At 69.0% G+C, this 20,673-nt stretch carries 23 protein-coding genes; 13 read left to right on the top strand and 10 right to left on the bottom strand.

The genetic code is table 11. The features are described from left to right. Positions 1 to 130 precede the first annotated feature (130 nt). From ACQPYY_RS00330 to ACQPYY_RS00320, 3 genes are read right to left on the bottom strand one after another with little or no spacing between them, the layout of a single operon-like run. Positions 131 to 898 carry a glycerophosphodiester phosphodiesterase gene (locus ACQPYY_RS00330; protein ID WP_379103111.1) on the bottom strand — a complete coding sequence of 256 codons (768 nt, stop codon included), beginning with the start codon at positions 896 to 898 and terminating at the stop codon, positions 131 to 133. Further along, on the bottom strand, positions 895 to 1,986 hold the full coding sequence (locus ACQPYY_RS00325) for a DUF4328 domain-containing protein (protein ID WP_433592375.1): 1,092 nt from the start codon (positions 1,984 to 1,986) through the stop codon (positions 895 to 897). Before ACQPYY_RS00325 ends, ACQPYY_RS00330 begins: the two co-directional genes overlap by 4 nt. A gap of 18 nt (positions 1,987 to 2,004) precedes the next feature. Further along, positions 2,005 to 2,376, bottom strand: coding sequence for a rhodanese-like domain-containing protein (locus ACQPYY_RS00320; protein ID WP_379103107.1), 372 nt, complete (start codon positions 2,374 to 2,376; stop codon positions 2,005 to 2,007). Positions 2,377 to 2,686: 310 nt separating this feature from the next. Between ACQPYY_RS00320 and ACQPYY_RS00315 the strand changes: the two genes are divergently transcribed. Next, positions 2,687 to 3,298, top strand: a complete 612-nt coding sequence (locus ACQPYY_RS00315; protein WP_433592374.1) for a hypothetical protein — start codon at positions 2,687 to 2,689, stop codon at positions 3,296 to 3,298. On the opposite strand, the gene msrA is transcribed toward ACQPYY_RS00315, so the two are convergent. Continuing rightward, the gene (msrA, locus tag ACQPYY_RS00310) at positions 3,295 to 3,960 is read right to left on the bottom strand and encodes a peptide-methionine (S)-S-oxide reductase MsrA (RefSeq protein ID WP_433592373.1); all 666 of its coding nucleotides are present in this window, start codon (positions 3,958 to 3,960) and stop codon (positions 3,295 to 3,297) included. The two genes, ACQPYY_RS00315 and msrA, sit on opposite strands and share 4 nt — an antisense overlap. 150 nt (positions 3,961 to 4,110) lie before the next feature. Here msrA and ACQPYY_RS00305 point away from each other — a divergent pair, with 150 nt between their 5' ends. The 3 genes from ACQPYY_RS00305 (at position 4,111) to ACQPYY_RS00295 (ending at position 6,470) form a co-directional block, all read left to right on the top strand. After that, positions 4,111 to 4,734, top strand: a complete 624-nt coding sequence (locus tag ACQPYY_RS00305) for a superoxide dismutase (protein WP_357088365.1) — start codon at positions 4,111 to 4,113, stop codon at positions 4,732 to 4,734. Positions 4,735 to 4,913: 179 nt separating this feature from the next. After that, on the top strand, positions 4,914 to 5,435 hold the full coding sequence (locus ACQPYY_RS00300; RefSeq protein ID WP_357088368.1) for a peptidase: 522 nt from the start codon (positions 4,914 to 4,916) through the stop codon (positions 5,433 to 5,435). Between the two features lie 291 nt (positions 5,436 to 5,726). Continuing rightward, positions 5,727 to 6,470 carry a TMEM165/GDT1 family protein gene (locus tag ACQPYY_RS00295; protein ID WP_433592372.1) on the top strand — a complete coding sequence of 248 codons (744 nt, stop codon included), beginning with the start codon at positions 5,727 to 5,729 and terminating at the stop codon, positions 6,468 to 6,470. Here the strand turns inward: ACQPYY_RS00295 and ACQPYY_RS00290 are convergent. Both ACQPYY_RS00290 and ACQPYY_RS00285 read right to left on the bottom strand, forming a co-directional pair. Further along, on the bottom strand, positions 6,411 to 7,055 hold the full coding sequence (locus ACQPYY_RS00290; protein ID WP_379103097.1) for a TetR/AcrR family transcriptional regulator: 645 nt from the start codon (positions 7,053 to 7,055) through the stop codon (positions 6,411 to 6,413). The genes ACQPYY_RS00295 and ACQPYY_RS00290 overlap by 60 nt on opposite strands. A 28-nt stretch (positions 7,056 to 7,083) precedes the next feature. Next, the gene (locus ACQPYY_RS00285) at positions 7,084 to 7,992 is read right to left on the bottom strand and encodes an SDR family NAD(P)-dependent oxidoreductase (protein ID WP_379103095.1); all 909 of its coding nucleotides are present in this window, start codon (positions 7,990 to 7,992) and stop codon (positions 7,084 to 7,086) included. Between the two features lie 244 nt (positions 7,993 to 8,236). Between ACQPYY_RS00285 and ACQPYY_RS00280 the strand changes: the two genes are divergently transcribed. Continuing rightward, positions 8,237 to 9,004 (top strand): SDR family NAD(P)-dependent oxidoreductase, encoded by a 768-nt coding sequence (locus ACQPYY_RS00280; RefSeq protein WP_357275020.1) that lies wholly within the window; start codon positions 8,237 to 8,239, stop codon positions 9,002 to 9,004. Between the two features lie 207 nt (positions 9,005 to 9,211). On the opposite strand, the gene ACQPYY_RS00275 is transcribed toward ACQPYY_RS00280, so the two are convergent. The 3 genes from ACQPYY_RS00275 to ACQPYY_RS00265 form a co-directional block, all read right to left on the bottom strand. Beyond that, the gene (locus ACQPYY_RS00275; protein ID WP_033085228.1) at positions 9,212 to 9,412 is read right to left on the bottom strand and encodes a cold-shock protein; all 201 of its coding nucleotides are present in this window, start codon (positions 9,410 to 9,412) and stop codon (positions 9,212 to 9,214) included. Between the two features lie 317 nt (positions 9,413 to 9,729). After that, positions 9,730 to 11,685, bottom strand: coding sequence for a molecular chaperone HtpG (gene htpG / locus ACQPYY_RS00270; protein WP_433592371.1), 1,956 nt, complete (start codon positions 11,683 to 11,685; stop codon positions 9,730 to 9,732). Continuing rightward, positions 11,682 to 13,331 carry a TM0106 family RecB-like putative nuclease gene (locus tag ACQPYY_RS00265; RefSeq protein ID WP_433592370.1) on the bottom strand — a complete coding sequence of 550 codons (1,650 nt, stop codon included), beginning with the start codon at positions 13,329 to 13,331 and terminating at the stop codon, positions 11,682 to 11,684. Before ACQPYY_RS00265 ends, htpG begins: the two co-directional genes overlap by 4 nt. Before the next feature lie 177 nt (positions 13,332 to 13,508). On the opposite strand from ACQPYY_RS00265, the gene ACQPYY_RS00260 reads away from it, so the two are divergent. The 8 genes from ACQPYY_RS00260 to ACQPYY_RS00225 all read left to right on the top strand — a co-directional run bounded on the left by ACQPYY_RS00260 (position 13,509) and on the right by ACQPYY_RS00225 (position 18,395). Then, complete coding sequence (locus tag ACQPYY_RS00260) at positions 13,509 to 14,147, top strand: DUF6474 family protein (protein ID WP_433592368.1); 639 nt, start codon at positions 13,509 to 13,511, stop codon at positions 14,145 to 14,147. Between the two features lie 7 nt (positions 14,148 to 14,154). Further along, a complete protein-coding gene (locus tag ACQPYY_RS00255; protein ID WP_379103086.1) occupies positions 14,155 to 14,655 on the top strand; it encodes a hypothetical protein in 501 nt (166 codons plus the stop codon). Between the two features lie 49 nt (positions 14,656 to 14,704). Continuing rightward, positions 14,705 to 15,358 (top strand): YcnI family copper-binding membrane protein, encoded by a 654-nt coding sequence (locus ACQPYY_RS00250; protein ID WP_379103084.1) that lies wholly within the window; start codon positions 14,705 to 14,707, stop codon positions 15,356 to 15,358. After that, entirely contained in the window at positions 15,355 to 15,885 is a 531-nt protein-coding gene (locus ACQPYY_RS00245) for a copper resistance CopC family protein (RefSeq protein WP_379103082.1), read from the top strand. The genes ACQPYY_RS00250 and ACQPYY_RS00245 overlap by 4 nt, the downstream gene beginning before the upstream one ends. Then, positions 15,882 to 16,850, top strand: coding sequence for a copper resistance D family protein (locus ACQPYY_RS00240; protein WP_433592367.1), 969 nt, complete (start codon positions 15,882 to 15,884; stop codon positions 16,848 to 16,850). The genes ACQPYY_RS00245 and ACQPYY_RS00240 overlap by 4 nt, the downstream gene beginning before the upstream one ends. A 58-nt stretch (positions 16,851 to 16,908) precedes the next feature. Further along, positions 16,909 to 17,391 carry an SRPBCC family protein gene (locus ACQPYY_RS00235; protein WP_433592366.1) on the top strand — a complete coding sequence of 161 codons (483 nt, stop codon included), beginning with the start codon at positions 16,909 to 16,911 and terminating at the stop codon, positions 17,389 to 17,391. Positions 17,392 to 17,466: 75 nt separating this feature from the next. Beyond that, entirely contained in the window at positions 17,467 to 17,847 is a 381-nt protein-coding gene (locus tag ACQPYY_RS00230; RefSeq protein ID WP_357275002.1) for a DUF5313 family protein, read from the top strand. 95 nt (positions 17,848 to 17,942) lie between these two features. Continuing rightward, positions 17,943 to 18,395 (top strand): DUF1707 and DUF4190 domain-containing protein, encoded by a 453-nt coding sequence (locus ACQPYY_RS00225; protein ID WP_379103076.1) that lies wholly within the window; start codon positions 17,943 to 17,945, stop codon positions 18,393 to 18,395. Here ACQPYY_RS00225 and ACQPYY_RS00220 read toward each other — a convergent pair. After that, positions 18,388 to 20,592 (bottom strand): serine/threonine-protein kinase, encoded by a 2,205-nt coding sequence (locus tag ACQPYY_RS00220; protein ID WP_433592365.1) that lies wholly within the window; start codon positions 20,590 to 20,592, stop codon positions 18,388 to 18,390. The two genes, ACQPYY_RS00225 and ACQPYY_RS00220, sit on opposite strands and share 8 nt — an antisense overlap. Positions 20,593 to 20,673 lie beyond the last annotated feature (81 nt).

Raw genomic sequence — 20,673 nt, 5'->3', positions numbered from 1 at the left:
CCCTGGTCCCGATTCTTCCCTCTCCGCTCCTCCGCTTCGCTCCCCCGCTCCAAGGCGGAGGTCTATCAAGCCGCAGTCCAGAATCGGGACGGCCGCGAACCTTGGGTAATGCGCCTTGCAAGGGCGAGGGTTATGCGGTGGTGAGCACGGCCTTGGTGCGGGCGGGGTGGTTGGTGGCCACCCAGTCCACGCCGAGGTCGGCGCAGAGCTGGATGTCCTCGGGGTCGTCGCAGGTCCAGACGTAGGTGGCGCGGCCCGCGGCGGCGGCCTTGTCGACCAGATCGGGGTGCTCGCGCAGGGTGCGGACCGACGGGCCGATAGCGGTCGCGCCGACCGTGTGCGCCGCACCGCCGGACAGGTACAGCGAGGACTCGCCCAGCAGCACCGTCGGCAACAGCGGGGCCGCGCGGCGGATGCGCCAGACCGCGGTCGCGGCGAACGACATGACCACGGCCCGTGAGTGATCCGCGGAGGCGGGCGCGCCGATGCCGTAGTGGTTCAGCTCGTTCAGCAGGGTGGTCTCGACCAGCGCGCCGTACCGGACCGGGTGCTTGGTCTCGATGAACAGCTTGGTGGGGCGGCTCTTCCAGTCCAGCACCAGCTCGATGAGCTCGCGCAGGGTGAGCACGCCCTCCGGTTCCGCGGCGGTGCCGAAGTTCAGGGCCTTCAGTTCCTCGAGCGTCATCTCGCTGACCGCGCCGATCCCGGTCGAGGTGCGGTCCACCGTGCGGTCGTGCACACAGACCAGGTGTCCGTCGCGGGTCAGACGGATATCGCATTCGACGCCGTCGGCGCCCTCCTGCAGGGCGAGATCGTAGGCGGCGAGGGTGTGTTCGGGTCGCGCCGCGGACGCCCCCCGGTGCGCCACCACGAACGGCGCGCGACTGGCCCGGCTCACTTCGCCACTACCTCCTGTTGCTCCGCGTCCGGAGCTGCCTGCGCAGCGTCCCCGGCGGCGGCCTCATCCCCGACCACAGCATCATCCCCGACCGGAGCCGCGGGCGCGCGCCGCACGGGCTCGATCACCGGGCGCGCCGGGCCGGTCGCGATCAGCCAGCGGTGCGGCGTCTTCGGACGACCCTGCAGATCCAGGCCCGCGAACGCGCGCACCAGGCCCAGCGAGGCCACCGCGACACCGGCCGCGACCAGATCCGTCCACATCGCCACCAGCACGCCGTCGGCCTGCACCTGCAGCGAATTCGCCAATCGGTAGCCCAGCGCCACCAGCACCAGCACCGCGTTCGACAGCCAAGCGGCCCACCAGATCCGGACCGCGCGCAGCAGCCGCGGATCACCGTCGCCGGTGCGCCGGGCCGCCTCGGTCAGGAAGATGCCCGGCCAGATCAGGTTCGCGACCGGCACCACACAGCCGAGCACCAGCGACAGCAGCGACCGCGAATCCGCCTCACCCACATTCGCGTACGCGGCGCGGCGGGTCTCGGCGAGCCAGCCGACCAGCGCCACCGCCGACAGCAGGGCCAGCGCCAGCGCCAGAATCGCCGACACGGTCACGGCCGCATCGGAGATCCACAGCAGCCAGGGCTGGATGAGGCGGGTGCGATTGCGCAACAGGATCCCGTAGCGACCCAGTTCGGCCAGTGCCGCGATCACGAAGACGGCCGCGGTCGCGATGAGCAACCGGTCCAACCGGTCGGTCCAGGCGGCCAGCGGGCGGTGCGGCTCGGGAGCTTCGGTCGCGGGCCGGTCGTGTAATCCCCAGCGTGGAATCTGCTGATAGCGCGGCGTCTCCGTCGAACCCGAGCGCCGGACGGGCTGGGCAGCAGGTGATTTGCGGCCCGGCGGGCGGGCCACCCAGCGGTAGTTGCGGCGGTCGGCGGGCGCGTCCACCGGGGCCGGCGACAGCAGCACGCCGTGGCAGCGCGGGCACCAGTGCAGCGGCTTGCCCTGGACCGCCCAGCGGGCGCCGCAGCGGGCGCACGGCTGTACGACGGCGGATCGCGATCGGCCCACCTGTCCCCCGTTCATCGCTCCACCTCTCCGCGCCTAGTAGATCTTCGCCTCGGGACCGTCGCCGGCGAGCGGACGGCCGGTCTTCTGCCAGGCCACCATGCCACCGGAGACATTGATCGCCTCGTAACCGATCTGGTTCAGGAACTCCACCACCGCGATGGACCGGCCGCCCTGCCGGCAGATCACGTAGATCTCGGCGTCGATGTCCAGGTCGTCGAGCCGGGCGGGGACGTCGGTCATGGGGATGTGGATGGCGCCGGGCGCGCGGCCGAGCTGCCACTCGTCGTCCTCGCGGACGTCGAGGAGCTGGGCCGGTGCGGGCGCGGCGGAGCCCCAGCCGTCCGCGGCGTCGAATTCCGCGGGCACCTCATCGATGGGCACCGAGGGCACGTGGGGGTTCGTCACGGTTTCGATCCTGCCACGCGCGCGCGGGGGCTGTGGAGTTCCGTACCTGCACAGGGTTGGTTTCGGGAGTTATCCACATAATCCACAACCTGATCCACAGGTTGATAGACGACTGATTCGTCCGGGTCGGCCGATCCGGAAGTCCCCTCCCCGTTCCGGAGCGGCCGACACGAAGGCCTGTCTCAGAAGGCCTCATCCAGTCTGACGCCGCAGGTCGGCCCACGGTTCCATTCGCACCGGAAAAAAACGACATAACTAGAGAAAACCGGAAATCCTCGGTCCAGCCAGGCAAGATCGGTAGCCTGGCGCTATGACTGTGAGCAGGGGGCTACTCGACGGCCTGGATATCAAGGGACTGAACCTCGCGCTGTCGGAGGCGACCTGCCTCGGCATCGACGTCGATCCGGCGGCGGCCACGCTGAGGCTGGAATTGGACGTCTTGACCCTCCCCGCGGACGGCCCGCCACCGGCCGACTGCGACATCTACCTCAACCTCCGCGGCGTCAGCCGGATCGCCGCCTCCCTGCGCCGCCAGCGCTGGGACGACCTCGAGCCGGTTGTGCTCCCGCTCACCGTCGACGGCCTGCACGACGCCGTGAACAGCTTCGGCGGCGGCGCGCTGCACGGGTGGGACTTCCTCGACCTCAGCGACAGCTCCTGGAGCCAGTGGCGCAAGCTGCTCAGCTTCGACACCGTGCTGCGCGACGAACCCGGCGCCCACCTGATGGAGTTCTGCCAGGAAGAGGGCGTCGACCCGCGCGAACTCGACATCCGCGTGTGGTTCGACGCCGCCGAGGTCACCGACAAGCACGGCAACCCGATCCCGTTGCCGGAGTTCATCGCCGGCGGCGTGCGCTGGTGGCAGGCCCACGACGCGGGTGACCCGCGCACCCAGCGGCCGGACGTGGTCCCGGCGCTCTAGGCGGCGGTCACCCCGGTCGCGTGATCAGGGCAGTAACCGCCGGGGTTCTTCGCCAGGTACTGCTGGTGATAGCCCTCGGCGTAGAAGAACGCGGAAAGGTCCGGGAGCGGGGCGATCTCGGTGGTGATCTCCCCGAACCCGGCCGCCGACAAGCGTTCCTGGTATTCGGCCCGCGACACCGCGGCCGTCCGCGCCTGCTCGTCGTCGAAGGTGAAGACGGCCGAACGGTATTGGGTCCCGCGATCATTGCCCTGCCGCATGGTCTGAGTCGGATCGTGGTGCTCCCAGAACCGCCGCAGGATCGCGGCGTAGTCGATCACCTGCGGATCGAAGACCACCAGCACCGATTCGGTGTGACCGGTACGGCCCGAACAGGTTTCCTCGTAGGTCGGGTTCGGGGTAAAGCCGCCCGCGTAGCCCACGGCCGTGCAGTACACGCCCTCCAATTCCCAGAACCCCTGCTCAGCGCCCCAGAAACAGCCCATGGCCAGCACCGCGAGTTGCGTGCCCGCCGGGAAAGGGGGTTTGAACGAATGACCGCTGACATAGTGCTTGCCGGGCACGACCAGCGGTTCGGCACGCCCGGGCAGGGCTTGCCCGGGAGTCACCATGGTCGGCTCCGGCAGTCGCAAGCGACCGACGAACTCGTCGTACCACGACATGACTCCAGGCTACGGGACGTGTGGGATATATATCTGGGCCGGAATGCGGGGGCACGCAGCCCGGTTGCGAACCAGCGGGTGTACGAATGATGGTTGGGTGCGCCTCGGATCATGCCGAGGGCACGCGGCCCCGACACGGAAAGGGACATCGTGGCTGTTTACACGTTGCCAGAACTCGATTACGACTACAGCGCCCTGGAGCCCTTCATCTCCGGGCAGATCAACGAGATCCACCACACCAAGCACCACGCCGCCTACGTCGCGGGCGTCAACGCTGCCCTCGAGAAGCTGGAAGAGGCGCGCGCCAAGGACGACCACGCCGCCATCTTCCTCAACGAGAAGAACCTCGCGTTCCACCTCGGTGGCCACGTGAACCACTCCATCTGGTGGAAGAGCCTGTCGAAGGACGGCGGCGACAAGCCGGTCGGCGACCTGGCCTCGGCCATCGACGAGGAGTTCGGCTCCTTCGACAAGTTCGTCGCGCAGTTCTCCGCCGCGGCCAACGGCCTGCAGGGCTCCGGCTGGGCCTGGCTGGGCTACGACACCCTGGGCAACAAGCTGCTCACCTTCCAGCTCACCGACCAGCAGGGCAACGTGCCGCTCGGCATCATCCCGCTGCTCGGCCTGGACATGTGGGAGCACGCCTTCTACCTGCAGTACAAGAACGTCAAGGCCGACTACGTGAAGGCGTTCTGGAACGTCGTCAACTGGGCGGAGATCCAGGACCGCTACTCCAAGGCGGTTTCCCAGGGCAAGGGCCTGATCTTCGGCTGACGCCCCCTCGTGCTTGCGGAGGCCCGCGAACCGGTCGGTTCGCGGGCCTTTCGGCATTTCAAGGGGCCGGGTGCTAGCACTCTTTGGTACTTGTGTGCCAGTTAGCTTCGGGTACAACCTGGTGTTCCCACTGGCAACACCGGGCACAGCCGCCCCCTGGGAAGTTCGGGAGGCACATCATGAGTGGTCAGATCGGCGTCATGCCCTTCCAGGCCCATGGTTCGCTGCAAGGATTCGTGATCTCCGGACGCTGGCCCGACTCCACCAAGGAATGGGCGCAACTGCTGGTCCTGGCCGTGCGGGTGGCCGGACTCCCGGGCCTGTTGCCCACGTCGACGGTCTTCGGGGCGCGCGAAGAGCTGCCGGACGACCCGGATCCGGCCATGGTGGGGCTGGTGATCGCGGAAGGGCCCGTGCTCGGGGACGAAGCGTTGCAGCCCGGCAGGTTTGCCGGACATGTGCCACCGGCCTTGATCATGTTGCATCCGCCGCGCGAAACGCGACCCTCGCTACCCGAGTGCTCCGGCGCGGCCTCGGGCTGCCTGCTGCTGCCGGGCCTGCCGCATCTGGGGCTGGAACACCGCGCGGCCTGGGTGGAAACCGATTCCGACGGTGCGGTGACCTCGATGGTTTCGCGGGTCGGGGTGGATCCGATCAGTGATCCCGACACCGCGGTTCTGGCTATGCTGCTGGCCGCGTAAGGGAACCCGAAACCTTTCGGCAGCATCGCCAAACTTATTGTGCGCATTGCGATTTGGACGACAGCGGTTTGCACGCGCCCGGTTTGCCGGAGTAAAGTCTCCCCCGAGCGAAGGGGAGTAGCCCCCAATCACGTCGTCGACATACTGATCCCCCGGGATCCGGCGCGTGAACCGGAAACTTCCGGTGGGCGAGACCTTCGGCCGACAAGAACCAAACCGATTTACCGGTGCGGTGTCGGCTGAAGCGCCCCCGCATTCAGCCGACAGGCCGGAGACCTGGGAGCTGACTTCATGATCGCCACGATTTTGCTGAGTTTCGGCGTGCTGTTCCTCGCCGAACTGGGCGATAAATCGCAACTCATGGCGCTGACGTTCGCGCTGCGCTACCACTGGTGGACCGTGCTGTCCGGCATCACCGTCGCCAGCGTGCTGGTGAACCTGATCGCGGTCGGCGTCGGCCACTTCCTCGGTGCGGCCCTGCCGACCGGCGTCATCTCGCTGTTCGCCGCCGCCACCCTGATCGGCGTCGGTCTCTGGACCCTGCGCGAGACCCTGTCGAATTCCTCGGACGCCTCCGATGACGAGGTCGCGCCGCAGATCAGGTCCCGGTCCGCGTTCCTGGTCGTGCTGTCGGCCTTCCTGCTCGCCGAACTCGGCGACCGCACCATGTTCGCCACCATGGCACTGGCCACCAACAACAACTGGGTCGCCGTGTGGATCGGTTCGGTCGCGGGCATGGTGGCCGCGGGCGCGCTGGCCATCGTGATCGGCGTGACCGTCGGCAAGCACATCCCGGAGCGGATCATCGCGGTCTGCTCGGGCCTGCTGTTCCTGTACTTCGGTGCGCTCACCCTGCTCGAGGCCTTCGCGCACGGGCTGGGCACCCCGCTGGCCGCACTGCTGTCGCTGGCGCTGCCCGCCCTCGCCGGCGGCGTGCTGCTGGTGCTGCGCCGCCGCGCCGGGACCCCGGCCGGTTCAGTCGCCGAGCACGTTGTCGCCGAACAGGTCCCCGCTGCGCCGCACGAGGTCCAGTAGCGGCGCGCGCAATTCGCGCAGCCCATCCGGGTCGCCGACCGCGATGCGCGCGGTGACCATCGAGCTCAGCGCCGCGACCAGGGTCTGACAGGCGAAACGCTGCGACTCGGTCTCGGCGCCCAGCACGTCGGCGACCATGGCCACGAAGGTTTCCTGCAGGTGGGTGCGCCGCGCGATGGCGTCCGGGCCCGCGGCGTACACCTCGACGAGGAAAACCCGGGCGTAAGCCGGTTGGGCGGCCAGCGCCTCCAGGTACGCGCCGAGCAGCCGTTCCATCCGCTCGGTGCGGGTCTCCCCGTCGAACTCGGCGCCGGTGGCCGCCAGGATGCCGGTCAGCATGAGCTCCGTGGCCCGCTCGTAGGCGGCCTCGAAACAGTCCTCCTTGGAACGGAATTGCTCGTAGAAGGTTTCACGGGAAACCCCCGCGCGCTTGATGACCGCGGCCACCGGTGTTCCGACATAACCGTTCTCGGCCATCGCCTCGGCCATGGCGGCCAGGATGCGGTCGCGTTGGGCGGCCACCACCTGCTCCCGGGGCAGGCCGTGCCGGCCGCGGGGAAGTTGGCGGGTTGCCGATTCGGTCATACGCGGGACTCCAGGTGGCCTCGGTCGTTCAGGCGAGCTTTCTCATTCTGCGGGGCCGGGCCGGTTGCTCGGTGGTGAACCCCGTTGGCTCCGTATCGGCGATGGCCAGTCCACTCGCTACACCCCGGCGCAGTGAGAAGTCGATCAGGTGCTGGGTGAGCGGACGGCACCACAGCGCCATGCTCACCCAATACGGCGAGACGATGTGGCGGGAACGGCGGGCCAGCGCCCGCTCACAGGCGTCGATGGCCGGGCCCAGCGGGGCCACGCCGGAGACGGTGGACCGGCCCAGAATGCTGTGGGCGGCCTCGGTGCCGAAGCCGCGGCTGGTCATCTCGGTGTCGAGTTCGGCGAAATAGGCCATGCCCACCTTGGCCCCGGTGTGCCGCAATTCGATGCGCAGGGTGTCGCCGAGCGCCTCGACCGCGGCCTTGGAGGCGCTGTACGCCCCCGCCAGGGGTAGATGGATGGCGGCGGCCAGCGAGGAGACGATCAGGATGTAGCCGCCCGGGTGCGCGATGTGCGGTCCGGCCGCGCGCATCGTGTAGTAGACGCCCAGCACATTGACGGCGAGGGTCTCCTCGAGCACGGTCGGGTCGCCGCCGAGCAAGGACAGTTGCCGGGCGATGCCCGCGTTGCACACCACCGCGTCCAGGCCGCCCAGTTCGGCGGTCAGCGAGTTCACCACCCGTTCCACCTGGGCCGGGTCGCCGATGTCGCAGTATCGCCAGGGCGCGTCGCCGCATTCGCTCGCGACCTGGGCCAGCAGCGTCTCCTCGATGCCGAGCAGTGCGACGTGCGCCCCGTGCGCGTGCAACTGACGGGCGAGAGCGGCCCCGATGCCGCGGGCCGCGCCCGTGATCAGGATGCGTTTGCCGGCCACACGCGGGATCCGGCGGCGGAAACCACGGCGATGACCGACCGTGCTGGCGTTCATATATGCGAAGCTACCACTTAGACGAACACCCATGTTCGTAAAACTGAGGGTTCGCGGCCCGTCTCGATTCTGGACCGACGGAGCGGGGGAGCGAAGCGGAGGAGCGGAGGAGGGAAGAATCGAGACTTCGGGGGCCGCGACCGCCTCTCTCCACCCCGCGGCTTGCCCGGAGCGGAGCGTAGGGCAAATTAGATATTGACGGATGGCCAGCGAGAGGGCCGTCCCTTGTCGAGAGGACCAAACCGTGGAGATTTCGGGCTCCGCCGCCATTGTCACCGGAGGTGCGTCCGGTCTGGGTGCGGCCACCGCCAAGCGTTTCGCCGATGCGGGCGCGACCGTGTTCGGCCTGGATCTGGCTCAGTCCATCGAGCGTGCGGGTGACAGCGTGCCGGCCGGCGTCACCCTCATCCCGACCGACGTCACCAGCGGTGACGAGGTGGCGGCCGCGGTCGCCAAGGTCGTGGAATCCGGTGTGCCGCTGCGCATTGTCGTCAACTGCGCCGGTGTGGGCTGGGCGGGACGCATCCTGTCCAAGAACGGCCCGCACGACCTCGAGCTGTTCCGCACGGTCATCACCGTGAACCTGCTCGGCTCCTTCAACGTCATGCGCCTGGCCGCCGACGCCATCGCCAAGACCGAGCCGGTCGACGAGTACGGCTCGCGCGGCGTCATCATCAACACCGCCTCGGTCGCGGCCTTCGAGGGCCAGATCGGGCAGATCGCGTACTCCGCCTCCAAGGGCGGCGTCGCCGGCATGACCATCCCGGCCGCGCGTGACCTCGCGCAGTTCGGCATCCGCGTGAACACCATCGCGCCCGGCATCATCGACACCCCGATGCTCGCCGGTGTCACCGAGGAGTACCGCAAGGGCCTCGAGTCCGGCGTTCCGTTCCCGTCCCGCCTGGGTCGCCCGGACGAGTACGCGCAGCTCGCGCAGTACATCACCGAGCACGACTACCTGAACGGCGAGACCATCCGCATGGACGGCGCCCTGCGCATGGCTCCGCGCTAATTGTGCGAAAGACCAAGGCCCCGCACTGAATTCAGTGCGGGGCCTTGAATCTTGTTATCGAGTCCGCGAGAACTGATCTCGGAAGGTTCCGGGTAACTCCGGGGGTACCCCCAAAATCGGCTCGGCACCCAACCGCCAGCCCGCATGCAGTGCGGCCCACGGCTTTCAGCCGGGCGCTAAAGTCTCGGGGAGGCGGGGGAGCCTCCCTTAGTGCGGGCGAACAGCGGCCGCCTGGGGGCCCTTCTTGCCCTCGGTGATCTCGAACGAGACCGCCTGGCCCTCTTCGAGCTGACGGTAGCCGTTGCCCTCGATCTCCGAGTAGTGGACGAAAACGTCGGGGCCGTCCTCGCGGGCGATGAAGCCGTAGCCCTTCTCCGCGTTGAACCACTTGACGGTGCCCTGAACCATTACCTTCTCCTGACGAGGTGTTTCTTTTATTGCGTGGGCGCCGCGGCTGCGGCACCCGGGTCGATCAGAAGGCGGCTTGCAACTTGACTGGCAAGGTGAAGCAACGCCCGCACACTGTTCCGCGCGAGCATGTTGAAACACGAACACGAAAAACTTACGACCAAGACATACAACGTACGCCCCCGCCGCTAGTTCCCGAAAATCACCGAGACATGCGCACCGTCACACCGGAGACCGGCTGAGCATGACCGATTCCCGCTCGCTATGGATCGGGAACGTGCCGGCGGCGCCGGCACGACCCGATCCGACGCGCCAGGTCAGAGCGTGCGGGTGAGGCGATCGGCCAGGATCCGGGCGAAGTGCGCCGGGTCCTTGAGCTCCCCGCCCTCGGCGAGAACCGCCGTGCCGTAGAGCAATTCGGCCGTCTCGGTGAGGGCGAGCGGCTTGTCCTCGTCGCCGGACACCTTCGCGTACGCGTCGCGCAGACCCGTCACCAGAGCGTGGTCCGGGTTCAATTCCAGGATGCGCTTGCTGTGCGGCAGCTCCTGGCCGGAGGCGCGGTACATGCGTTCCAGCATCGGAGTGAAATCGAACACATCGCCGACGATGCAGGCCGGGGAGGTGGTGAGCCGGTTGGTCAGGCGCACCTCCTTGACGTCCGCGTCCAGGGTCCGCTGGAGCCAGCCGAGCACGCCGGAGAAGTCCTTCTCCTGCTGTTCGCGCAGCTGCTCGGAGGCCTTCTTCTCGTCCTCGGTCTCCAGGTCGACCTCGCCCTTGGCGATGGAGACGATCGGCTTGCCCTCGAACTCGGTGACCGAGCCGACCCACATCTCGTCGACCGGGTCGGTCAGCACCAGCACCTCGAGGCCCTTGGCCCGCAGCGCCTCCATGTGCGGCGAGTTCTCGATCTGCTGCCGGGTCTCGCCGGTCATGTAGTAGATCGCCGACTGGGTCTCGGGCATGCGCTCGACGTACCCGGCCAGCGTGGTCAGCTCGCTCTCGGAGTGCGTGGACGCGAACGACGAGACGCCCAGGATGGTCTCGCGATTGTCGGCGTCGGAGAGCAGGCCCTCCTTGAGCACCCGGCCGAACTCACGCCAGAACTCCTGGTATTTGGCCTGATCCTCGGCGTTCTTCAGATCCTTGACCGTGGACAGCACCTTCTTCACCAGGCGCTTGCGGATCATCTGGATCTGGCGGTCCTGCTGCAGGATCTCGCGGGACACATTGAGCGACAGGTCCTGCGCGTCGACCACGCCCTTGACGAAGCGCAGATACTCCGGCATCAGCTCTTCGCAGTTGTCCATGATGAACACCCGACGCACGTAGAGCTGCACGCCGCGCTTGTGCTCGCGGGTGAACAGGTCGAACGGCGCGTGCGAGGGAATGAACAGCAGCGCTTGGTATTCGAAGGTGCCCTCGGCCTTCATCGGGATGATCTCGAGCGGATCGTCCCAGGCGTGCGCGACGTGCTTGTAGAACTCCGTGTACTCCTCGTCGGTGACCTCGCTGCGCGGGCGGGTCCACAACGCCTTCTGGGAGTTCAGGGTCTGGGTCTCGACGATGGTCTTCTCGACCTTGTCCTCACCCTCGCCCTCCATGACGGTGCGCTCGACGTCCATCCGGACCGGCCAGGCGATGAAATCCGAGTACTTCTTGACGATTTCGCGGAGCTTCCACTCCTGCGTGTAGTCGAAGAGGTGATCGTCCTCGTCGGCCGCCATCAGGTGCAGCGACACCGAGGTGCCCTGCGGGGCGGTGTCGAGTTCCTCGATCGTGTAGGTGGGGCTGCCGGCCTCCGATTCCCAACGGGTACCGGTGGTTTCGCCCGCCTTGCGGGTGGTCAGCGTGACCTTGTCGGCCACCATGAAGGTCGAGTAGAAGCCGATGCCGAACTGGCCGATCAGCTCCTCGGCCTGCTGATCCCCGGCCTTGGCCTCCAGCAGCTGCTGACGCAGCGCGGCGGTGCCCGACTTGGCGAGGGTGCCGATCAGGTCCACCACCTCGGCACGGGACATGCCGATGCCATTGTCGCGCACGGTGAGCACGCGGTTGTCGCGGTCGACCTCGAGCTCGATGTGCAGATCCGAGGTGTCGGCGTGCAGGTCCTTGTCGCGGAAGGTCTCCAGGCGCAGCTTGTCCAGCGCATCGGAGGCATTGGAGACCAACTCCCGCAGGAAGGTGTCCTTGTTCGAATACACCGAGTGGATCATCAGCTCCAGCAGCTGATGGGTCTCGGCCTGAAACTCCAGGTGTTCGACGTGTTCGGTCACGACGCGATATTACGACGGTCGAAGTCGGCGATGGCGGGAACCTCGGCGTCGGCGCGGTCGGTCATCCAGTCCCGCAGCACCTGGGTCGCCCGGCAGTCGTCCTCGTTGTACTCGAAGATGCGGGTGCGCTGCGACAGGTCCGGTTCGCCGCCGTCGTAGGCGACGGCCAGGCGGTACCAGGCCATCGACGCCTCGCCGCCGGCCTCCGCGTCCCGCCAGTGGAAGCCCGCGACCGGCGCGATCTTCTTGAGGCCCTTGCCGTTCGGGCAGATGAACTGCTCCGACACCGCCTGGAACATGTCCACCCACTGCGGCCCGTCCACGAACCGCTGCACCTCCCGCTCGGTGGGGATGCCGGGGCGGCCCGCGAACCGGCGCGCCGACTCGTAGAGCCACTTGTCCTCGGCGGTGCGCGAATAGCAGTAGGCGGCAAAGGATTTACCGTCGGCGGCGGCCTGCGCGCGCACGCCCATCAGCCAGGTCCAGAACTCCGCGAAGGAGCGGCCCTCGTCCTCGGTGGGCAGCGGATCCCAGGTGACGAACGGGCGGTACACGCCGTCGAGCAGGGTGCCCCACAGGTAGGCGCCGTGCTCCTGGAAGCTCTCCAGATCCACGTCCACCTCGACGTCGGCGCGGGTCACCCGCACCCGGTCCACCCGGCGGACCAGCGGCGCGCCCGTCGCCCAGGCGCGGGCGGTGACCACGGCCTCGGTGAACGGCTCGTACTGCCAGTCGTCCGGATCGTCGCCGCTCCAGGCGGCCAGCTCGTCGATGGTCTCGACGCCGTGGCGGCGCAGCACCTCCGCGCGCGAACCCGGGGCCACCAGGCTCACGTCGCGGTGGTCGGCCAGCCACTGCTCACAGCTGCGGCCGCCCTCCTCGGGGGCCCGGCTCCACCAGGGGCACTGGCGGCATTCGGGGACTTTCGAAGGGACGGTGGGGAGTTCGCCGCGCACCACCGCGATGCGGTCGGCATAGCGGATGTCGTAGTCGTCCAGCAGCAGGGCCAGGTCGTGCACCAGGATGCGGTCGAAGTGGTAGCCGATGGCGCCGCCGGTCAGGGACGGGCTGGCCAGGCCGTGCCGCTGCAGCATGCGGTACAGGTGCGCGAGACGCTGGAGGTCGCGCGGCTGCGGCCGGGTGCGGACGTGCCTGTCCTCCTGGGGATTCCACTCGTACAGGCCGCTGGTCAGCGGGTGGTGATCGGCCGGGCCGGGCTGGCGGGGGTCGGTCACCTTGTGGTTCACCACGATGACCGGCCGGTATCCGCCGCGATCGCTGTCGCGCCACAGGATTTCGCAGCCGCCGCGACGGCCGGTGTCGACCTCCTGCGGCAGCAGCCCGCCCCAGATGCGGTCGACGCCCGCGGCCATGGCGGCCATGGTGGCGGCGGCCCGCGCGGTCGCGGGCTGTTTGGGATCGATCACCGTCCAGCTCTCGGGCGCCGCGGCGACCAGGGTGTCGCGCACCTGAGATCTGTGCGCGGCCGCCGCTTCTCGTCGCTGCTGCACGCCGGCGTCCTCGGCGACTCCGGTCAACACGCCCGGATGGGTGGCGTCCAGGAAAAGCCGGTGCCGGCACCCGATCAGCGCGCGCGCGTCGACGAACGCCGCCCGCTCGCCATGGTCACCGATGCCCGAATACACGCCAGTCAGTATGGCCTCATCCCCCGACAGGGTCGGCGGGCCGCCCTGTTTCCGCCAGGCGCTCGCTGCGGCGGGAACCCACCCGTTAGGGTGATTCGCACACTGCGTTTCATGGGCGGACAGGCATTTCCCCCGGCCCTGTACTGCCATGGCGAACCAGCATGACGGAGGCCATCAATGGGGTTGTTCACCAAGCGCAAGAAGCGGGTCAGCCGCCGAGCCGAGGCGAAAGCCCTCAAGCACAAGGCCGGCATGGAGGCCAAGCTCGGGGCGCGCAACGAGCGCAAGCGCAACCGTGCCGAGGCGCGCACGCAGCAGCAGGTCGCCAAGGCCGAGATCGCGAAGCTGCAGGCCGAGGAGAAGGCCGCCGAGAAGGTGGCCGCCCGCGCCGAGCGGGACCCGTTCAGCGCGGCCTCGATCCGCAAGTACCTGGGCGTGGCCCGGATCCTGGTGCCGGTGCTGGCGCCGCTCGCCTACCGCGGCGCCACCTTCGTGCGCGCGCAACTCGACACCCGCCGCGCCCAGCAGCTCGGCGTCGGCCTGGACCAGCTCGGCGAGTTCGCCGGGCCGGGCGCCAAGCTGCAGGCCCGGATCGCGGGCGTGGAGTCGACGCTGGCCGAGATCGAGGCCAAGCACACCGACACCGAGACCAAGAAGTTCGTGGCCGCCAGCCGCGACCGGCTCGACAGCCTGTCCGCGGCCGTGCGCACCGCCGCCCAGATGCCGGTGCCGCGGCGCCGCGCGGTGCACGCCTCGATCTCCAACGAGCTCTCCGGCATCGAGGCCGACGTGCTCACCCGGCTCGGCGTGCGCTGAGTCACCCATGAGCTCGGTGCGCGGCGGATCGGCCGGGGTGGCCATGGCCGCCCTGGCGGTCGGCGCGCACGGGTTCGCGGGCGGCGGCTACCCCGGCACCTCCGGGCTGATGCTGCTGATGCTGGCGGCGGCCGCGCTCGGCGCGATCGCCGCCGTGCTGCGCCCGCCCGCCGCGCTGCCGCTGCTCATGCTGGCGGGCCAGCCCGTCTGCCACGTCGCGCTGAGCGGCCTGGTGCAGCACGGGCACGCCGCGCGGGCAATGGAATTCACCGCGCACGGGCCGATGGTGTTCGCGCACGCGGTCGCGGGCCTGGTCTGCGCGTTCGGGATCCTGGTCGCCGAGCGGCTCTACGAGGTGATCTCGCGGGCCGTGCGGATCGCGCTCACCCGCCCGTCCGGCCGGCCCGCTCGGGTCGCCCGGCTGCGCCCGGCGCACCACTCCCCTGCTTCGAAAGCTCTTCTCGCACTGGGCGCGGCCGGACCGCGCGCGCCCCCGGTCACGGTGTAACCCCGCTCCCTAACTTCCCGTAACCATTGTCAGAGAAGGCAATACACTCATGAACTCCTCTCTTTCGCGTGCCTTGATCACGTCGGCGGCCGCCGCGGGGCTGCTGCTGTCCGGCGCGGGCATCGCCGCCGCGCACGTGGTGGTCGACGCTCCCGGCGCTACCCAGAAGGGCTACACGGTCGCGACCTTCCGGGTGCCGACCGAGTCCGATACCGCTTCCACCACCAAGGTTTCGGTGACGCTGCCGAATCTGAAGAGTGCGCGCACCGAACCGATCGCCGGCTGGACCTCCAAGGTCGAGAAGAACGCGCAGGGTCAGGCCGTGTCCGTCACCTGGACCGCGGACCCCGGCAATCCGGGTGTGGCGCCGGGCCAGTTCCAGCGCTTCGCGGTCTCCCTCGGGCCGCTGCCCGAGCAGGCGAAGGTCAGCTTCAACGCGAGCCAGACCTACAGCGACGGCAAGGTCGTGGACTGGAACCAGCCCGCGAACGCCGACGGCACCGAGCCCGAGCACCCGGCCCCCACCCTCACGCTCGCCAAGAGCACCGGCCACGACGACGACGCGCCCGCCGCGGCCGACTCGGACAAGGGTGAGAAGGCCACCGACGACACCGCCCGCTGGCTCGGCGGCGTCGGTCTCGCGCTCGGCGCGCTGGGCGCGGCGCTCGGCCTGGGCAGCGTCATCCGGGGACGGCGGTCATGAGCCGCAAGGTCGCCGGTCTGATCACCGGTCTCCTGGTCGCCCTGTTCGCGCTGCTCGGCGGTGGTGTGGCGGGCGCGCATTCGGCCGTGGTGGGTTCCACCCCGGAGAACGGCGCGCAGATCGACACCTCCCCCGCGACGGTCAGCGTCACCTTCAACGAGAGCCTGCAGCCCGCCTACCCGTCCATGACGGTCACCGGGCCGGACGGCAATCTGTGGTCGAAGGGCCAGCCGAAGGTGGACGGCGCGACGCTCAGCGTCGAGGTCGGCGAGCTGGGTCCGGTGGGCGAGTACAAGATCGCCTACCGGGTCACCTCCGCCGACGGCCACCCGGTCAGCGGTACCCGGTCGTTCACGCTCACCAAGGCGGGCAACGGAACTCCGGGCCCGAAGTCGGACTCGGGCGCCAAGTCGGGCGGCTCCGACGGTGGCGTGCCGCTGTGGATCTTCATCGTGTGCGCGGTGGCGCTGTTCGGCGGCGGCCTGGCCTTCGCCCTGTTCGGCGGACGGGGCAAGCGGCGCTCGTGAACCGGCCCGGCCGCATCGATCGTCGCCGGGAGCGCGGGACGACCGGCGGTGGCAGCTCACCGAGATGGCTACTGCTGCTGGTCATTCCGGCCGCCCTGGCCGGGACCGGGCTGGCCTGGGCGCTGGCCGCCGAGGATCCGGTGCAGGCCGAGGCCCCGGTCCGGGTGCTCGCGGACTGCGCGGGAGCGACCGTGCTGGGGCTGGCGACGCTGCCACGGCTCTCGGACCGGTTGACCCCGCACTGGCGGGCGCTCACCGTGGCCGCCGCCGCGTGGGCGGCCATGGAATTCGCCATGCTGGTGCTGGAAGCCGCGGAGGTGCAAGGGATTCGGGCGCGCCTGCTGAGCGGTACCGAGTTCGGCGACTATCTCGCACATGTGAGCGGCGGGCAGATCGGGATCGCGTTGCTGATCGGGACCGGGGTGGTGGCGGCCTACAGCGCCTTCGGTTTCCGGCGGCCGGATCGGGCCACCGCCGATCTGGTGCTGGTCTTCACCGCCGTGACGCTCGCGCTGCGGCCGATCACCGGGCACATGTCGCAGCAGACGTTCGGGTCGGTGCTGGCGGCGGTGCACGCGCTGGCCGCGGCGGCCTGGTTCGGGCTGCTGCTCGCGCTGGCGCTGACCGTGCGCACCCGCGGCGAATGGGCGGCGCTGCTGCCGAAGTACTCGACGTGGGCGCTGCCGTTGGTGGTCACGGTGGCCGTCACCGGAGTGGTGAACGGACTGGTGCGGATCGGCGGCGTGACTCCCCTGGCGACCAGCGGGTACGGGCGGATCCTGCTGGCGAAGACGCTGCTGGTGGCGGTGCTGATCGGGCTGGGCTGGTGGTGGCGGCGCGGCTGGGTGCCGAAGGCCGCCGATCACCGGATGACGGCCGAGCAGTCGCTGCGGCGCGCGATTGTGGAAGTGCTGGTGATGGCGCTAGTCTTCGGGTTGGCCGCGACGCTGGCAGTGACCGCGTGATAGATGGCACGCATCACAACCTCTGCGACGAAAACTAGAACACGTTACAGTTGCGCCCATGACAGAAGTCAAGATCGTCGCGGATTGCGCTGCCTCGGCCGAATCCGCCTTCGCCTATGTCAACGATTACCGGCACCTGCCGAAATTCATCAATGAGATCAGCGCCTTCACCCCGCTGACCGAACAGATCGAGGGCGTGGACGCCACCTTCGACGGCACCATTCAGCTCGGGCCGATCGCGCTGCACTCCACCATCAAGATCGTCCGGCATGAGCCCGGCTACGCCATCGCGGTGAAATCCATCAAGGGCTTCGAAATCGAATCCACCTTCCTGTTCCACGACAAGGGCGCCGAATCCTGCACCATCGACGCCATCGTCGACTACCGGGTCCCCGGCGGCCTGGCGGGCAAGATTCTCGGCAAGACCATCGAGCCCTTCGTGAAGCTCGCGGTGAAGAGCTCCACCGGCAATCTGGTCAGCCAGGTCTCGGCCTTCCACGCCGAGCGCACCGGCGCCGAGCCGGACCGCACCAACGCCTGATCCAGTCCACGGGTCGTCAGAGCCGCCGACCCCCCGCGGTTGTCCGCCACGCGCCCGCTGAGGGATCCTGGGCGCATGCCCGAACGCACCACCCCCAGCCCGCTGCAGCGCCTCGGCTACATCTGCGGCCGGCCCCTCCCGCCGTCCATGCGGGACTGGGTGCTGCGCGACCTCACCGGCCCCGGCGCCACCCGCCGCTACCTGCTGCGCATCCTGATCCCGATCATCCCGGTGCTGTGCCTGTTCCTGCTCATCCCCGGCCCACTGTGGATGGGCCTGGCCATGATGGCCCTGCTGTACCTGCCGCTCATCTACTTCACCGCGGCCCTCACCTACGTCTTCCGCCGCAACCGGCTCATCAAGAACGGCCTGGACCCCGCCCTGGCCGACGCCGACCGCCGCGCCCGCGAGGCCGCCGACCGCAACGCCTACGAGCAGCGCCACGGCCGCGCCTGACCCTGTGTCCCCGGTCTCGATTCGAGCCCCCCGATGGCCGCGAGGAATACGCTCGAAGGCAGTGATAGTCGGCTTCGGGTTCGATGGAGAACCAGATGGAACCTCAATGGGCGGCACCGCAATTCCTGGCGAGTGATGCCGATCGGGAACACGCGATCGAGGCGCTGAAACAGAGTTTTCAGGCCGGGCGGATCACGGTCGAGGAATTGTCCGAACGCATCGGGCACGCGCTCAATGCGCGGACCTGCGGGGAAATCGACCGGGTGATGAGCGGATTACCGTGGCAGCCGGTCACGCCGATGCGGTATCCCGCGTATTACGCGCCTTATACGCCGCCGCCCGCGCGGTCGAAGGGGATGGGGATCGCCGCGTTCGTGCTCGGGGTGTTCGGATTCCTGTGCGGATTCACCGCGGTTCCGGCGGTGGTACTGGGCCTGGTCGCGCTCACCGTCGAACCCGAACGCCGCGACGACCGCGGGTTCGCGATCGCGGGGCTCGCGGTGGGCGCCATGTGGATGCTGGTCTTCGGGTGGATCTACTTCAGCTGACCGCTCGCTCGAAGGCCAGCAGGTCGGCCTCGGTCTGGCGGAACAGCCAGTAGTCGCCGAGGAAGCCGAGCACGCCCGCCACGCAGAGGCCGTAGATCGGGACCAGCACCAGCGCCACCTCCCCGGCGTCGAGGAACATCAGGCTGGCGATCACCCCGACCAGCGGAATCGCCACGGCCACCGCCAGATAGCGGGTGCAGCGGCGGCCCAGCGCGCGCAGCGCGTCCCGATCCTCGGCCGTCTCGCCGTGGGTGAGCAGCCGCGGATAGAAGCAGCGCACGATGAAGAAGGTCACCACGAAGAACGGGTAGGCGACCGCGATCGCACCCGAAACCAGCAGCGTCGCCACCAGATTCGCGATCCGGCCCGGCGACAGGTCGGTGAGGACGGCCAGCGACACCGCCGACACCACGGCCGCCAGCACCCACCACGCGAAGGCCAGCAACGCCACCCGGTCACCGTTCTTCAACGTGTCCCGGCGGGCCAGCGACAGGTCCGCGGAATCGTAGGTGCGGCCCCGGCGCAGACCACGCCACACGATGAAGGCCCGGCGGCACAGATAGTTGGTGACCGCGATGGCCGCGGGCGTCGAGATCAACACCAGCCCGTTGCCGACCACCTGCAACCGCGCCCGCTCCTCGGGCGTGAACCAGAGCGCCCACAGCGGATGGTTGTGCAGATTCGCGTACGCCATGCCGAGCACGTCGCCGACCAGGCTGGCCACCGTGATCAAGGCCAGCAGCGACCACGGCCCTACCCGGGCCCGCCAGCTGTGCTCGGGCGGATCCACCAGATCGCGGGCCCGCTCGTCCAGGCACAGCTCCAGCTGCTGGGCCAGGGCCGCGCCGTCCGCCCAGCGGTTCTCGCGGTCGGGGGACAGGCATTTCAACAACACCCGGCGAAGGGTCGCCGGGCAGTCCGGCGGCAGCGCCTCGAGGTGGACCGGATCGACCTCGTGGGAGCGCAGCCGCAGCATGCGCTCGAGCGAGGACTCCGAATCACCCGCGCGGGTCTCGTCGTCGAAGGGACGGTGGCCGGTGAGCAGTTCCCACAACACCACCCCGAGGGCGTAGACATCGCTGCGCCCGTCGAGCGCCTCGGCCGTCTCCGGCAGGTGCGGATGGCAGGCGGCCAACTGTTCCGGGGACATGTAGGCGAGGGAGCCGCCGAAGTACGCCAGCGGACTCGCGCCCGCCACGTGCGTGCTGAAACTGATGTTGAAGTCCGCCAGCTTCGGACTGCCGTCCGCGGTGAGCAGCACGTTGGCGGGCTTGATGTCCCGGTGCAGAACGCCGTTGGCGGACGAGTAATCCAGCGCACGGGCCAGCCGGGCGCCCAGCCACGCAACGGTTTCCGGCCAGGTCCGCGCCGCGTGCTCGGCGCGCGTGACGGATTCGCCCGGCACCAGGCCGCCCTTGTCGCGCATGGCGGCGTTGACGGCCTCCAGCAGGATGCCGCCGTTCCGTTCGGCTGGTTCCCGGGAACGCACCAGCGCCAGCACCTTCGACAGCGTGCCGCCCGGAAGGTACTGCATGTACAGCAGTTTCAGTTCCCGGTCGGCGAGCAGCCGCTGATCGAAGACGCGCACGATGTGCTCGTGGTCGAGCTGGGCCAGGGTCTCGGACTCGGTGCCGTGATTCTGCGAGATCTTCACCGCCACCAGGCGTTGCATGGATCGCTGCCGGGCCAGGAACACCCGGGCGAAGGCGCCCGCGCCCAACTCCACCAGCAGATCGAAATCATCGATCCGGTCGCCGACCTCGATGCCCTCCAGCGCGTGCTGGGCCTGCGGGCGGGCGATCAGGGTGCTGCGGTAGTCGTGCTCGGCCCATTCGGTGGGGGCGGCCTCGGTCGGGTAGCAGCTGATGTCGAGGGCGATGCCGGAGCGCTCGAGCGCGTGGAACTCCTCGTAGGCCAGGTCCGGGGGCAGTGGGCCGGAACGCAATTCGTCGAACTCGCCGCGGTATTCGGCCAGGCGTTTGGGGAAGTCGTAGCGGATCCAGCGGTATTCGAGGTCCACCTTGATCAGTTCGATCAGCGCGACGCGCCGCAGTTGCGGTGCGCGCGGCAGGAATTCGACCAGGTTCGGCGGGGCGCCGGCGGCCTCCCAGGCGGCCTGGAATCGGCCGACGGTAGACGCCAGCAGAGAACGGATCTCGTCGACGCCATCGGAGTCGATCGCCGGTTCCACGTTCATGCCTCCCCCGACCTGGATTCACCGGGTTGTCGCCAGTATGCGCCCGAGAATCCGACTGAGCGGTTGATTCATTCCTGTAGA

The organism is Nocardia sp. CA-145437 (assembly GCF_050956485.1).
GTDB lineage: Bacteria > Actinomycetota > Actinomycetes > Mycobacteriales > Mycobacteriaceae > Nocardia.
This window is presented reverse-complemented; position numbering and strand designations above follow the sequence as displayed.

What these genes read in the sequence shown, in the direction of transcription:
- ACQPYY_RS00245 (WP_379103082.1), top strand. Translation starts at nt 15,355, where the DNA reads ATGAGCCGCAAGGTCGCCGGTCTGATCACCGGTCTCCTGGTCGCCCTG.
- ACQPYY_RS00220 (WP_433592365.1), bottom strand. Translation starts at nt 20,592, where the DNA reads ATGAACGTGGAACCGGCGATCGACTCCGATGGCGTCGACGAGATCCGT.
- ACQPYY_RS00300 (WP_357088368.1), top strand. Translation starts at nt 4,914, where the DNA reads ATGAGTGGTCAGATCGGCGTCATGCCCTTCCAGGCCCATGGTTCGCTG.
- ACQPYY_RS00255 (WP_379103086.1), top strand. Translation starts at nt 14,155, where the DNA reads ATGAGCTCGGTGCGCGGCGGATCGGCCGGGGTGGCCATGGCCGCCCTG.
- msrA (WP_433592373.1), bottom strand. Translation starts at nt 3,960, where the DNA reads ATGTCGTGGTACGACGAGTTCGTCGGTCGCTTGCGACTGCCGGAGCCG.
- ACQPYY_RS00315 (WP_433592374.1), top strand. Translation starts at nt 2,687, where the DNA reads ATGACTGTGAGCAGGGGGCTACTCGACGGCCTGGATATCAAGGGACTG.
- ACQPYY_RS00250 (WP_379103084.1), top strand. Translation starts at nt 14,705, where the DNA reads ATGAACTCCTCTCTTTCGCGTGCCTTGATCACGTCGGCGGCCGCCGCG.
- ACQPYY_RS00290 (WP_379103097.1), bottom strand. Translation starts at nt 7,055, where the DNA reads ATGACCGAATCGGCAACCCGCCAACTTCCCCGCGGCCGGCACGGCCTG.
- ACQPYY_RS00260 (WP_433592368.1), top strand. Translation starts at nt 13,509, where the DNA reads ATGGGGTTGTTCACCAAGCGCAAGAAGCGGGTCAGCCGCCGAGCCGAG.
- ACQPYY_RS00295 (WP_433592372.1), top strand. Translation starts at nt 5,727, where the DNA reads ATGATCGCCACGATTTTGCTGAGTTTCGGCGTGCTGTTCCTCGCCGAA.
- ACQPYY_RS00275 (WP_033085228.1), bottom strand. Translation starts at nt 9,412, where the DNA reads ATGGTTCAGGGCACCGTCAAGTGGTTCAACGCGGAGAAGGGCTACGGC.
- ACQPYY_RS00235 (WP_433592366.1), top strand. Translation starts at nt 16,909, where the DNA reads ATGACAGAAGTCAAGATCGTCGCGGATTGCGCTGCCTCGGCCGAATCC.
- ACQPYY_RS00325 (WP_433592375.1), bottom strand. Translation starts at nt 1,986, where the DNA reads ATGAACGGGGGACAGGTGGGCCGATCGCGATCCGCCGTCGTACAGCCG.
- ACQPYY_RS00230 (WP_357275002.1), top strand. Translation starts at nt 17,467, where the DNA reads ATGCCCGAACGCACCACCCCCAGCCCGCTGCAGCGCCTCGGCTACATC.
- ACQPYY_RS00225 (WP_379103076.1), top strand. Translation starts at nt 17,943, where the DNA reads ATGGAACCTCAATGGGCGGCACCGCAATTCCTGGCGAGTGATGCCGAT.
- ACQPYY_RS00285 (WP_379103095.1), bottom strand. Translation starts at nt 7,992, where the DNA reads ATGAACGCCAGCACGGTCGGTCATCGCCGTGGTTTCCGCCGCCGGATC.